At 70.3% G+C, this 12,508-nt stretch carries 13 protein-coding genes and 2 tRNA genes; 7 read left to right on the top strand and 8 right to left on the bottom strand.

Annotation, left to right across the window (positions count from 1 at the left end):
- Positions 1–122 precede the first annotated feature (122 nt).
- Positions 123–773, bottom strand: a complete 651-nt coding sequence (locus H180DRAFT_RS17265) for a Clp protease N-terminal domain-containing protein (protein WP_055486972.1) — start codon at positions 771–773, stop codon at positions 123–125.
- 6 nt (positions 774–779) lie between these two features.
- Positions 780–1,004, bottom strand: a complete 225-nt coding sequence (locus H180DRAFT_RS17270) for a hypothetical protein (RefSeq protein ID WP_055486973.1) — start codon at positions 1,002–1,004, stop codon at positions 780–782.
- 417 nt (positions 1,005–1,421) lie between these two features.
- Between H180DRAFT_RS17270 and H180DRAFT_RS17275 the strand changes: the two genes are divergently transcribed.
- Positions 1,422–1,718 carry an antibiotic biosynthesis monooxygenase family protein gene (locus H180DRAFT_RS17275; protein ID WP_055486974.1) on the top strand — a complete coding sequence of 99 codons (297 nt, stop codon included), beginning with the start codon at positions 1,422–1,424 and terminating at the stop codon, positions 1,716–1,718.
- Positions 1,719–2,183: 465 nt separating this feature from the next.
- Here the strand turns inward: H180DRAFT_RS17275 and H180DRAFT_RS17280 are convergent.
- Both H180DRAFT_RS17280 and H180DRAFT_RS17285 read right to left on the bottom strand, forming a co-directional pair.
- Positions 2,184–2,260 (bottom strand) — tRNA-Ile (locus H180DRAFT_RS17280).
- Between the two features lie 190 nt (positions 2,261–2,450).
- Positions 2,451–2,523: transfer RNA gene (locus H180DRAFT_RS17285), tRNA-Asn, on the bottom strand.
- Between the two features lie 156 nt (positions 2,524–2,679).
- On the opposite strand from H180DRAFT_RS17285, the gene H180DRAFT_RS17290 reads away from it, so the two are divergent.
- Complete coding sequence (locus H180DRAFT_RS17290; RefSeq protein WP_055486975.1) at positions 2,680–2,979, top strand: hypothetical protein; 300 nt, start codon at positions 2,680–2,682, stop codon at positions 2,977–2,979.
- Between the two features lie 170 nt (positions 2,980–3,149).
- Here the strand turns inward: H180DRAFT_RS17290 and ligD are convergent, their stop codons facing one another.
- Positions 3,150–4,040, bottom strand: a complete 891-nt coding sequence (gene ligD, locus H180DRAFT_RS17295) for a non-homologous end-joining DNA ligase (protein ID WP_055486976.1) — start codon at positions 4,038–4,040, stop codon at positions 3,150–3,152.
- Between the two features lie 30 nt (positions 4,041–4,070).
- On the opposite strand from ligD, the gene H180DRAFT_RS17300 reads away from it, so the two are divergent.
- The 3 genes from H180DRAFT_RS17300 (at position 4,071) to H180DRAFT_RS17310 (ending at position 7,238) form a co-directional block, all read left to right on the top strand.
- Entirely contained in the window at positions 4,071–5,297 is a 1,227-nt protein-coding gene (locus H180DRAFT_RS17300; RefSeq protein WP_055486977.1) for a non-homologous end joining protein Ku, read from the top strand.
- A gap of 175 nt (positions 5,298–5,472) precedes the next feature.
- The gene (locus H180DRAFT_RS17305; protein WP_055486978.1) at positions 5,473–6,237 is read left to right on the top strand and encodes an IclR family transcriptional regulator; all 765 of its coding nucleotides are present in this window, start codon (positions 5,473–5,475) and stop codon (positions 6,235–6,237) included.
- Between the two features lie 125 nt (positions 6,238–6,362).
- Positions 6,363–7,238 (top strand): SMP-30/gluconolactonase/LRE family protein, encoded by an 876-nt coding sequence (locus H180DRAFT_RS17310; RefSeq protein ID WP_055486979.1) that lies wholly within the window; start codon positions 6,363–6,365, stop codon positions 7,236–7,238.
- 41 nt (positions 7,239–7,279) lie between these two features.
- Here H180DRAFT_RS17310 and H180DRAFT_RS17315 read toward each other — a convergent pair whose 3' ends face one another.
- Complete coding sequence (locus H180DRAFT_RS17315; protein WP_055486980.1) at positions 7,280–7,747, bottom strand: MarR family winged helix-turn-helix transcriptional regulator; 468 nt, start codon at positions 7,745–7,747, stop codon at positions 7,280–7,282.
- A 91-nt stretch (positions 7,748–7,838) separates the two neighbouring features.
- Between H180DRAFT_RS17315 and H180DRAFT_RS17320 the strand changes: the two genes are divergently transcribed.
- Together H180DRAFT_RS17320 and H180DRAFT_RS17325 are read left to right on the top strand one after the other, a co-directional pair.
- Positions 7,839–8,867, top strand: a complete 1,029-nt coding sequence (locus tag H180DRAFT_RS17320) for an NADP-dependent oxidoreductase (RefSeq protein WP_055486981.1) — start codon at positions 7,839–7,841, stop codon at positions 8,865–8,867.
- A gap of 169 nt (positions 8,868–9,036) precedes the next feature.
- Positions 9,037–9,465 carry an organic hydroperoxide resistance protein gene (locus H180DRAFT_RS17325; RefSeq protein WP_055486982.1) on the top strand — a complete coding sequence of 143 codons (429 nt, stop codon included), beginning with the start codon at positions 9,037–9,039 and terminating at the stop codon, positions 9,463–9,465.
- 157 nt (positions 9,466–9,622) lie between these two features.
- On the opposite strand, the gene mmsB is transcribed toward H180DRAFT_RS17325, so the two are convergent.
- Entirely contained in the window at positions 9,623–10,873 is a 1,251-nt protein-coding gene (gene mmsB, locus H180DRAFT_RS17330) for a multiple monosaccharide ABC transporter permease (RefSeq protein WP_055486983.1), read from the bottom strand.
- A gap of 10 nt (positions 10,874–10,883) precedes the next feature.
- Positions 10,884–12,485, bottom strand: a complete 1,602-nt coding sequence (gene mmsA, locus H180DRAFT_RS17335; RefSeq protein ID WP_079100196.1) for a multiple monosaccharide ABC transporter ATP-binding protein — start codon at positions 12,483–12,485, stop codon at positions 10,884–10,886.
- Positions 12,486–12,508 lie beyond the last annotated feature (23 nt).

The raw sequence follows: 12,508 nt of genomic DNA on the forward strand, positions 1-12,508 counted from the left end.
ACCTGGAAAGACACCCGGAGCGGCCGCGGGGTTGTACGGCTGCCGCGTGATCGTGCGAACGGGGCTCAACAGCGTGCGTCGCGCGCCCTGTTGGGAACGGGGGCTGCCGCGCGGTGCGGGTCTCACGCCGCCGGGCGCAGATCCGCAAGGACGAGATCGCGCATCTCCTTCGGTGCCACGCCGAGCTGCCGGAACATCCCCTGCGAGATCCTGTCGTCCCCGCGCAGGAGCGCCAGCACGAGATGTTCCACGCCGATGCGGCGGTCCCTGCGTGCGATCGCCTCACGCAGCGACAGTTCGAGTGCCTTCTTCGCCCGGCCGGTGAAGCGGATGTGGCCCGAGGGCCCTGGAACGGACGCCGGTACGCCCAGGCTGCCTCCGCTGCCGGGCCGAACGCGCCGCGAGAAGCGGCTCTTTCGCGGCGCCCTCGCCTCCGGGTCGTGAGCCGGGGTGTCCAACGCGCCGTCTCCGAAGGCGTTTTCTGCACGCCGCCGGATCTCGTCCAGGTCGATGCCGAACGCCTTGAGCGCTTCGGCGTCCTGCGGCCCCAGTGCGTCGTCCCCCGTGCCTCCGACGACACTCGCGACCGCGGCGCGGCAGCTCTCGGCGCTGACCCCCAGCCGTACGAGGGTCGCGGCCCCCGGCTGTTCGGGCAGGCGCAGGGCGGCCAGGAGCAAATGCTCTGTGCCGATCCAGTCGTGGCCGAGGCCGCGTGCTTCCTCCTGGGCCCCCACGACGACCTGCCGTGCCTGCCGGCTGAAACGTTCGAACATCGCCGTCTACCTCCTCGCGTGCTTTTTGTGTACGGCCTGCCGGCTCACGCCCAGCGCGGCCCCGATCTCGTCCCAGGACCAGCCCTGGGCGCGGGCACTGTCGACCTGGAGCACCTCCAGGCGCTCGGTCAGCCGCCTCAGCGCCGCGACGGCCCGCAGCCCGACGCGGGGATCGCTGTTGAGTGCGGCCTCGGCTGTGTCCACTGCTTCACGTGCGTCCGATGCGGCCATGCTGTCAACCTAGGGTGACAGCATGGCGTTGTCAACTCTCATTGACAAAGTGGCGGTGGGGCCCGAACTCCGGTGGTGACGCGAGGGTGTTGAGGGGGGGAGGGGCGGTACGTGCGTCACGCCCGGTCCGCCGCCGCTACCGCGCTCCCGCGGCGGAACGGGCGTGACCGCGGGCTGAGCGTCCGTGAACCCACTGCGACGGCCGGCGGAGGCATCGCGGACCCCCGGAGATGCGGTCCGGAGGCAACGCCGGGCCGCGTCGTGCAGGTCCCGGTCGACGGGCGGTACCTGCTGCACCCACCCCCCGAACCCCGGCGGAGGCGCCTCCCGGTCCGTACAGCTCACGCCAGGACGCGAGGCGGGCGACAAGCTGGTCGACTGGACCTGGACCCTGCACACCGCCCGATGGAGCCGAGCATGGCAGTGATCGTGATCTTCGACAGTCTCGGTATGACCCGTGGGCTGTACGAGCAGGTCTCCCGGGGGATCACCGGCATGAACAAGGTCGCCGACAAGCTGGGCGACTGGCCCGTGCCCGGACTCATCTCGCACGTCGCCGCGCCCACGCCGGGCGGCTTCATCGTCGTGGACGTGTGGGAGTCCGAGGAGGCCTACCAGGCCTTCGCGGCGGTCGTCCTGCCGCTGCTGCGCGAGCTGGGAGCCCCCAACGTCGAGCCGCGGATCTACCCCGTATTCAGACTGGTCACCTCGTAGCCCCGGGGAGGAGACGCCGCCGGAATCCGGTGCCCTTGCCGGCGGCGCCGCGCTGTCCTGCGGCCTTCACTGCCTGCCTTCGTCCACCTGGGGCGTCAGGGCCACACTGCGCGGGACCGGACGGTGCTCGCCGAACCACGCGCCACCCACGGGCAACTCCGGGCGCGCCATGGCGAACTGGCCGCCTCCCTCGACGCCGGCTCCACCGCCACGGCAGCGCCGTGGCCGCGGAGGCGGCGTCCGCGTCACCGGCGTCGTGGGCTCCGGCGCCGACCGGACCCGCGAGGCAGTGGCCGAGGCCCTCCTCGCAGGATCAGGATCACCAGCCCGGTGCCATCGCCCCGCCCTCCGCGTCCCCGCCCCGGCCCGCCCCGCACCGGCCAGGAGTCAGCAGGCACAAAAAGCCCTGGCCGGCGAGGAATCCGCCGGCCAGGGGCACGCAGAGAGGCGCCTGCAAGGACACGCTGGTGGGGCGGGTGGGACTCGAACCCACGGCCGACGGATTATGAGTCCGCTGCTCTAACCGGCTGAGCTACCGCCCCGTTCGCCGGGTCACGCACATGTGTGCGCGCCGCGTCTGCCGCAGCATAGCTGCTCATACGATCTCCCGCCCCTGCCGGGTGGTGCCGTACGGGAGGGAGGACTGCGAGCACCGCGTGACCGGTTCCCGCTCTGCCCAACAGACTTGCCCGGCACAGAAAAAGAGCCCCCCGGGGAGGGCTCTTTCGGTTGCTCCCGCGACTGGACTCGAACCAGTAACCTGCCGGTTAACAGCCGGCTGCTCTGCCGATTGAGCTACACGGGAATGCGCTGTCGGACGCGCCCACTTGGTCATGGGCCGCGTTCCTCGGCCGCGGGCATACATTAGCGCATGCCAGGGGGTACTCCGAAATCGGTATCGGTTCGTCCTCGCGTCACCGGGTAACCGATGAACCGATAGATCCGAGAGAAGGGTGGAGCCATGCGCTACCGGCTCACGTTCGTCGCTGGACTGGCCGTCGGGTACGTGTTCGGTACGCGTGCCGGCCGCGAGCGCTACGAGCGGCTGCGGCTGACGGCACAGCGACTGGCAGAGAATCCAGCGGTGCGCAACGCCACCGAGAGCGCGGCGCAGACCGGCCGTGAGGCCGCGTCGAAAGCGGCGGGGATCATGACGGAGAAGGTCGGGCACCGGCTGCCGGAGGCGGTCAACGAGCGGGTTCGCTCGCTCCGCGACAACAGGACGCCCGCGGGCGACGACTGGGGCTCCGGCAGCAAGTAGCCCGTAAGGAAGACGGAAGAGAGCGCGGTGGGTGCTCCGGAACATGTTCCGGAGCACCCACCGCGTGCGTGTGGTGCGGTGCGCGTGCCCGGCGTGAGGCCCTGCGGACGGTCCGTCGTGTGCGGGCGGCCGGTGGGGTGCGAGTCCTGCGGCCGGCTGCGAGGCGCCGCTCAGGAGCGGGGAAGCGGCCGGACGAGAGCGGGGTCCAGGAGCGGCGCCATCAGGTCCCCGTGGTTCTCCAGCCGCAGGGGCATCTGGTCCGCGAGGTAGACGAGTTCGTCCGCGGTCCTCGCGGCGGTCAGCTCGTCCCACGTCAGCGGGGCGGAGACGCTGGGCTGCTGCTTGGCGCGGAGGGTGTAGGGGGCGGCGGTGGTCTTGGCGGCGGCGTTCTGCGAGTGGTCGACGAAGACCTTGCCGGGGCGCAGCGCCCGGGCCATCTTGCTGAGTGCCAGGTCGGGCATGGCCGCCTCCGCCTCGAGGGCGATCTTCTTCGCGTACGCGGAGACGGACGAGGACGGGGTGACCTCCACCGGTGCCAGCAGATGCAGCCCCTTGCCGCCGGAGGTCTTCGGGAGCACAGTGATGTCGTCCGACGCCAGCCGCTCCCGCAGCCACAGCGCGACGGTGCGGCACTCGAGGACACCGGCTCCCGGGCCGGGGTCGAGGTCGAAGACGAGCCGGTCCGCCCGTGCCTCGTGTTCGACGCGCCACTGAGGGGTGTGCAGCTCCAGCCCGGCGAGGTTCGCCGCCCACACGAGGGTGGCGAGGTCGTGGATCAGTACCTGGTGCAGCGGCGTGCTGCTGACCTCGGTGATCTCGCGGACGGTCACCCAGTCGGGGGCGCCGGGCGGCACGTTCTTGGCGAAGAAGGCTGCGGCGTCCACACCGTCGGGATACCGCAGGAAGGAGACGGGACGCCCCCGCAGGTGCGGGAGAAGCGCGTCCACGACGGTCACGTAATAGTGCAGTGCCTCACCCTTGGTGAATCCGGTGGCCGGATAGAGCACCTTGTCGAGATTGCTGAGAGCGAGACGGCGGCCCTCGACCTCCGTGTACGGCATACCCTGAGAGTCCCACAGAAGGGACGAACCATGCGATCCATCTGGAAAGGGTCCATTTCCTTCGGGCTGGTCTCCATACCGATCAAGGTGGTTTCGGCCACCGAGAACCACAGCGTCTCCTTCCACCAGGTGCACACGTCCGACGGCGGGCGCATCCGCTACCGGAAGGTGTGCGAACTGGAGGAGCGGGAGGTGCCCCGTGAGGAGATCGGCAAGGGATTCGAGACCGGTGACGGCACGACGGTGCAGCTGACGGACACCGACCTGGCGGCGCTGCCGCTGCCGACGGCGAAGACCGTGGAGATCCTCGGCTTCGTCCCCGCCGAGGACGTGGATCCGATCCAGCTCGACCGCTCGTACTACCTCGCGGGGGACGGCCGTTCCGCGACCAAGCCGTACGCGCTGCTGCGGGAGGCGCTGAAGCGCTCGGGCAAGGTGGCCGTCGGCAAGCTGGCGATGCGGGGGCGGGAGAGCCTGGGGATGCTGCGTGTGTACGAGGACGTGATCGCGCTGCACACCATGCTCTGGCCGGACGAGATCCGCTCCGTGAGCGGCGTCGCGCCGGAGGAGGACGTCACGATCCGCGATGCGGAGCTCGATCTCGCCGACACCCTGATGGAGACGCTGGGGGAGCTGGACTGGGCGGAGCTGCACGACGAGTACAGGGAAGCCGTGGAGGAGCTCGTTGCCGCCAAGGTCGAGGGCGTGGACACCTCCGCGCTGGGCGAGGAGGCGGTCGCGGCGCCCGGCAAGGGTCAGGTCGTGGACCTCATGGCCGTGCTGGAGAGCAGCGTGCAGGCGGCCCGGCAGTCCCGCGGAGAGGGCGGGGAAGCGGTGTCCCCGGACGCGACGGTGCACGAGCTGTCGAAGCAGCGGGGCGCGAAGAAGCCCTCCGGTGGGGGGAGGACCGCGGCCGCGAAGCGGGCGTCGGGCCCGGCGAAGAAGGCCTCGGGCGGGAAGCGGGCGGCAGCGGCGAAGAAGGCGTCCGCGCCGGCGAAGAAGACGGCGTCGAAGGCCGCGGCGTCGAAGGGCACGGCGTCGAAGACCGCGGCGAGGCCCGCCGCGAAGAAGGCCACCCCTGCCAAGCGGACGTCGGGCACGGCGAAGAAGGCCACCGGTGCGAAGAAGGCCGCCGCTCCCAGGGGCAGGGACCGGAGCGCCGCGAAGGGCACCGCGAAGAGCACGGCGAAAAGCGCGGGGAAGAGCACGGCGAAGACCTCCGCGAAGAAGACCGCCAGGGCGCGGAAGTCCGCCTAGCAGCATCCGGTGCCGGCGCGTGAGCGGCCGGGCCCGCTGAGGACGGCAGGGCTCCCGGCATTGTCGCCCCCGGCATTGTCGGCGGTGTCGCGGCATGGCTAGGCTGTTCGCGATGCCGACCAGTTGTCGGTATTTCGAACCACGACGCAGAGCGAGCAAGGGGAGGGCGGGGGACATGGGACGCCTCGTGCCGGCCGTGACCAGGGCCCTGGACGTGCTGGAGCTCTTCCTCGACTGCGAGGGAACCCTCTCCGCCCCGGAGATCACACGCAGGCTGCAGCTGCCCCGTACGACGGTGCACGAACTGGTGACGACGCTCACCGCCCGCAGCTATCTGGAACAGCCGCCGGACCAGCCGGGACGCTACCGGCTCGGCGTGCGCGGCTACCAGCTCGGCAGCCGCTACGCGGAACAGCTCGACCTCGCCGCCGAGGGGCAGCGGGTGGCGCGCAGCGTCGCCGACACGTGCGACGAGACCGTGCACGTGGCCATCCTCGAGGGCCGCGACGTCATCTACATCGCCAAGGTCGACAGCACGCACGCGGTGCGCATGGTCTCGGCCGCGGGCCGCCGCCTCCCCGCGCACTGCACGTCCGTGGGGAAGATGCTGCTCGCCTCGCTGTCCGAGGAGGAGCTGGAGGCGACCCTGGCGGAGGGGGGCCCGCTCGTCGCCATGACGCCCGACTCCATCACCTCGCCGCGGGAGTTGCGGAAGGCGCTGGCGGACGTCCGCGAGCGCGGCGTCGCCGTCGAGCAGCAGGAGTCCAATCCGGATGTGAGCTGTGTGGCCGCTCCCGTGCGGGACTCGGGCGGGAAGGTCGTGGCCGCGCTGAGCATCTCGGTGCCGAACGTCCGCTGGAGCGACGAGCGCCGCGGCGAGCTGGAGGGACTCGCGGTCAAGGGCGCGGCGGAACTGTCGGGCCGTCTCGGGCACCGGTGACGGGGTAGTACGGAGAAGACGTTCGCACAGGCGGCACGGGTGTGCGGACCTCGGCAGGGAATCCGTGGGGAAGTCCATGCGGAGGGCCGGACGAAAAGGCCGTACGGAAGAAGGAGTTGAGCAGCGTGCCCGAGTGGCCGGCGGTGGCGGTGGCGGTACGGACGCAGGCCCGGCTCGGGGAGGGGCCGGCCTGGGACGTTGCGCGGCAGCGCCTGGTGTGGGTGGACATCCTCAACTCCCGTGTGCACACCTACGATCCGTCCGACGGCACCCGCACGGTCATGGCGACCGAACAGCACGTGGGGGCCGCGAAGCCGAGGGCCGGCGGCGGTCTCGTCGTCAACCTCCGTGACGGCGTCGGGCTCTACGGCCCGGACGGCGCGTTCTCGTGGCTGCACCGCGAGGCCGTGCCCGGCCGGCGCGGCAACGACGCGGCGGTCGCCCCGGACGGCGCGCTGTGGGCGGGCAGCATGGCGTACGGCGAGGACGTGGGCGGCGGCGATCTCAAGCGCGTGACCGGGGACGGAACCGCGGTGACGGTGCTGCCGGAGGTCACGGTCAGCAACGGCATCGGCTGGAGCCCCGACGGTTCGCTGATGTACTACAACGACACTCCCACGCGCCGCGTCGACGTCTTCGACGTGCCCGGGGGCGCCGGTGCGGCCGGGGCGGACGTCTCCGGGAGGCGGGCGTTCGCCGAGATCGAGGAGGGCGCCGGCTATCCCGACGGGCTGACGGTCGACGCGGACGGCTGCGTCTGGGTGGCCCTCTGGGACGGCGGTGCCGTCCGACGCTACACACCCGACGGCAGGCTGGACCTCACGGTCGAGGTGCCCGTCCGGCGTCCCACGGCGTGCGCCTTCGGCGGCCCGGATCTGCGGGATCTGTATGTGACGACCGCGAGCGTGGGGGCCGATCCCGCATCCGCTCCGCTCGCGGGTTCTGTGCTGGTGCTTCCCGGCGTCGGGCAGGGGCTGCCGCAGCCCGCTTTCGAGGGCTGATCCGCGCGGAGAGGAACCGGGCGCTTCGCCGGGCCCCCGGTTCAGTCCTCCTCGGGCCTCTTGTCGCCCAGCATGCGCTGCAACAGGTCGCGCAGCACCGTGCGTTCGTCCGGCGTCAGGCCTGCCAGGGGTTCGCGGGCGAAGTCGAGCGCTTCCCGGAGCCTCTCGGCCAGGTCGATGCCTTCCTCGGTGGCCGCGGCGAGCTTCACGCGGCGGTCCGCCTGGTCCGCGCGGCGTACCGCGAGGCCGCGTGACTCGAGGCGGTCCACGATCCCGGTGACGTTCGACGGTTCGCACTTGAGCTGGCGCGCCACCTGGCGCATGGGTGTCGGTTCGCGGGCGAGGAGTGCGAGGACGCGGGCCTGGGCGCCGGTCAGCGAGTGGTCGGCCGCGGCCAGTTCGTACTCCTCGTGGTAGCGCGCGACGACGGTGCCGATCAGTTCGACGACTTCCCGCGTCACGGGGTCGTTGCCGGATCTGCGGGTACCGGCGGAGGTGTGGGGGGTCATGGCGGCAGTCTAACGATTTACTTGACAACATGAAATATCTAGGTGTTAGGTTGTTTCACAACCTGAAGCATATTCGTCGAGAGGCCCCCACATGAGCTCGCCCGAATCCCTCCCCGCGACCGGCCGCGAATGGCACCTGATCTCCCGGCCCCGGGGCTGGCCTGCTCCCGGTGACTTCGCGCTGCGTGAAGGCCCCGTCAGGGAGCCCGGTGAGGGAGAGATCCTGGTCCGCAACATCCACCTCTCCGTCGACCCGTACATGCGCGGACGCATGAACGACGTGAAGTCCTACGTCCCGCCCTTCAAGCTCGACGAGCCGATGACGGGCGGTGCGATCGGCATCGTCACCGCGTCGCAGGCCGAGGGATTCGCCCCCGGGGACCATGTGCTGCACGACCTCGGCTGGCGGGAGCACGCCACGCTGCGGGCCAGGTACGCCACCAAGGTCTCGCCCGAACTCGCCCCGCTCACCACCTACTTGGGCGTGCTGGGCATGCCCGGCCTCACGGCGTACGCGGGCCTGCTGGAGGTGGCGTCGCTGAAGAAGGGCGACGCGGTCTTCGTCTCGGGCGCCGCCGGGGCGGTCGGCAGCCAGGTCGGGCAGATCGCGAAGCTCAAGGGCGCCTCCCGGGTGATCGGCAGCGCCGGGTCGGACGAGAAGGTCCGTCTGCTCACGGAGGAGTACGGATTCGACGCGGCGTTCAATTACAAGTCCGGCCCGGTGGCGGCCCAGTTGAAGGAGGCCGCCCCCTCCGGCATCGACGTCTACTTCGACAACGTCGGCGGTGAGCACCTGGAGGCGGCCATCAGCTCGCTCAACGTGCACGGCCGCGCCACGATCTGCGGCATGATCGCGCAGTACAACGCCACCGAACCCCCCGCCGCGCCGCGGAACCTCGCCATGGTGATCGGCAAGCGGCTGCGCCTGCAGGGGATGCTCGTGATGGACCACCAGGACCTGATGCCCCAGTTCTTCGAGGAGGTCTCGGGCTGGATCCGCTCCGGTGAGCTGAAGTACCGCGAGACCGTCGTCGAGGGCGTGGAGAACGCCGTCGACGCCTTCCTCGGCCTGCTCAAGGGCGAGAACACCGGCAAGATGATCGTCACCCTCGCCGACTGACAGACTCACCAACGACCCGCGAAACACCCGGAGTTGCGGGACAGCCCCGGCAACCTGGGTTGCACGCACCTGCGCCGGGCCGCCGCCGAGGCGGTGGCCGGGCAGGGAACGGCCGGACGGTCCCGGGCGCGAGACCTCCGGCCCCGCCACCGAACAGGAGGATCGATCCATGTCCATCCAGCCCATCGACGTCAAGTACACCGCCGTGGCCACGGCACAGAACGGCCGTGACGGCCGCGTCGCCAGTGACGACGGCAAGCTCGACGTCGTGGTCAACCCGCCCAAGGAGCTGGGCGGCAGCGGTGAGGGGACCAACCCCGAGCAGCTGTTCGCCGCCGGTTACAGCGCCTGCTTCCAGGGCGCGCTCGGCGTCGTGGCCCGCCAGGAGAAGGCGGACATCTCCGGGTCGACGGTGACGGCCAGGGTGGGCCTCGGCAGCCTGCCCGAGGGCGGCTTCGGGATCAAGGTCGCGCTCGAGGCGCACATACCGAACGTCGACGAGGCCACCGCGAAGGACCTGGTGGAGAAGGCGCACCAGGTCTGCCCGTACTCCAACGCCACCCGCGGCAACATCGAGGTCAGCCTCGGCGTCGCCTGACACGTTCGGTACCGCCGCCGCCCGACGGGCGGCGGAGCACGTCAAGTGCGCTGCGCAGCACGCCCGTTCAGGGTGTCGTGCGCGATCGCGCCGGAGGGCCGCACGGCAGCGGCACAGCCGTGCGGCCCTCACCCTCGCCCGGACGGTGTGACGGGCCCTACGAGCCGACCCGGCGCTTGTTCCACACGTCGAAGCCGACGGCCGCCAGCAGCACCAGGCCCTTGATGACCTGCTGATAGTCGGTGCCGATCCCGACCAGCGACATGCCGTTGTTGAGGACGCCGAGCACCAGACCGCCGATCACCGCACCCAGCACGGTGCCCACGCCGCCGCTCATCGAGGCGCCGCCGATGAACGCCGCCGCGATGGCCTCCAGTTCGAAGTTGATGCCGGCCTGCGGCGTGCCCGCGTTGAGGCGCGCCGCGTACACACACCCGGCGAGCGCGGCGAGCACGCCCATGTTCACGAACACCAGGAACGTGACCCGCTTGTCCTTCACGCCCGAGAGCTTCGCCGCCGCCTTGTTGCCGCCCAGCGCGTAGACGTGACGGCCGACGACCGCGTTGCGCATCACGAAGCCCAGCCCGATGAGCAGCACGCACATGATGAGCAGCACCACCGGCACACCGTGGTAGCTGGCCAGGGTCAGCGTGAAGGCCACCACCGCCGCCACGATGGCCGTGCACTTCAGCACCCACAGGTTGAACGGCAGCACCTCCAGCTCGTACGCCAACTGCCGCCGCCTGTCCCGCCATTCCTGCACGAGGACGAAGGCGATGACGGCGAGGCCGATGAGCAGAGTGGGGTTGTGGTACTGGGTGTAGGGGCCCATCTCAGGGATGAAGCCCTGCGCGATCTCCTGGAAGCCCCTCGGGAAGGGAGCGATCGACTGGCCTTCCAGCAGGATCTGCGTGCCGCCGCGGAAGAGCAGCATCCCGGCCAGCGTCACGATGAAGGACGGGATGCCGACGTAGGCGATCCAGAAGCCCTGCCAGGCACCCGCGGCGGCGCCGATCAGCAGCGACAGGACCAGGGCCAGTACCCACGGCATGTCGTGCTTGACCATCATCACCGCGGCGGCGGCCCCGACGAAGGCGGCGAGCGAGCCGACGGACAGGTCGATGTGGCCGGCGATGATCACGATCATCATGCCCATGGCCAGGATCAGGATGTAGCTGTTCTGCTGGACGATGTTGGAGACGTTGTTCGGCAGCAGCAGCGAACCGTCGGTCCATATCTGGAACAGCACGACGATGAGCGCCAGCGCGAAGAGCATGCCGTACTGGCGCATGTTGTTGCGGACGGCGCCCAGGAGGAGCGCTCCGGCGGACGCCCCGCCGGAACCGGAGCCGCCCGGTGGCTGCGGACTTCCGTCCGGGTGGGCTTGTGTGTCTGTCGGTGTCGTCATGGGTCGGCCCTCAGCTCTTGTCACTCGTGCCGTCGGCAGGGGTGGTGGTGCTCGTGGGTGTGCTGGTGGTGGTGCCGGTGTCCAGGGACTCGGTCATGTGCCGCATCAGGACTTCCTGTGTCGCTTCCTCACGCGTGACCTCGCCGGTCAGCCGTCCCGCCGACATCGTGCAGATCCGGTCGCACATGCCCAGCAGTTCGGGCAGTTCGGAGGAGATGAAGACGACCGCCTTGCCCTCGGCGGCGAGCCTGTCGATGACCGCGTAGATCTCGTACTTGGCACCGACGTCGATGCCGCGCGTCGGCTCGTCGAGGACGAGCACGTCCGGTTCGGAGTGGATCCACTTGCTCAGGACGACCTTCTGCTGATTGCCGCCGCTGAGCCGCTGCACCTGCTCATGGACCGTCGGCGCCTTGATGTTCATCGACTTCCGGTAGCGCTCCGCGACGCGCCGCTCCTCGTGCTCGTCGACGACGCCCCGCCGGGAGAGCCCGTCGAGCGAGGCGAGCGAGATGTTCCGGTTGATGTCGTCGATGAGGTTGAGCCCGTAGGTCTTGCGGTCCTCCGTCACGTACGCGATGCCGTGCGAGATCGCCTCCGGAACGGTGCGGGTGAGGACCTCGCGCCCCGCTACGGACACCGTGCCGCCCGCGTACTGGCCGTAGGAGCGGCCGAAGATGCTCATCGCCAGCTCCGTGCGGCCCGCGCCCATCAGCCCGGCGATGCCGAGGATCTCGCCGCGCCGCACCTGAAGGGAGACGTCGTCGACGACCTTGCGCTGATGGTCGATCGGATGCCGGACCGTCCACCCGGAGACCGCCAGGGCGACCTGCCCCGCGTCCTTACCCGTGTACGGGGTGCGCGGCGGGAAGCGCTGGTCCAGGTCGCGGCCGACCATGCCGCGGATGATGCGGTCCTCGGAGATCTCCGGCTCGTCGCCGGGGTGTTCGCGCACCGTGAGCGTCTCGATGGTGCGGCCGTCGCGCAGGATGGTGACGGAGTCGGCGATCTGCCGGATCTCGTTCAGCTTGTGGGAGATGACGATGCAGGCGATGCCCTGCCCGCGCAACTCCCGTATGAGTTCGAGGAGTTTACGGCTGTCCTCGTCGTTGAGCGCGGCGGTCGGCTCGTCGAGGATGAGCAGCTTCACCTCCTTGGAGAGCGCCTTGGCGATCTCCACCAGCTGCTGTTTGCCGACACCGATGTCGGCGATGCGCGTCTGCGGCTTGTCCGGCAGACCGACCCGCTTGAGCAGCTTGTCGGCACGCCGCATGGTCTCGCCCCAGCTGATGACCCCGCGGGTGGCGTGCTCGTTGCCGAGGAAGATGTTCTCGGCGAGGGAGAGGAAGGGCACCAGGGCGAGTTCCTGGTGGATGATGACGATGCCGCGCTGCTCGCTCGCCCGGATGTCCTTGAACGCGCAGGGCTCGTCCTCGAAGAGGATCTCGCCGTCGTAACTCCCGTGCGGGTGCACGCCGCTGAGCACCTTCACCAGCGTCGACTTGCCCGCGCCGTTCTCGCCGCAGACGGCGTGGATCTCGCCGGCCCGCACCGTCAGATTGACGTCGGACAGCGCCTTGACCCCGGGGAAGGTCTTGGTGATGCCGCGCATCTGAAGGATGTTGCCGCCGGTCC

It is taken from the genome of Streptomyces sp. WMMB 322 (genome assembly GCF_900090145.1).
Classification (GTDB): Bacteria; Actinomycetota; Actinomycetes; order Streptomycetales; family Streptomycetaceae; genus Streptomyces.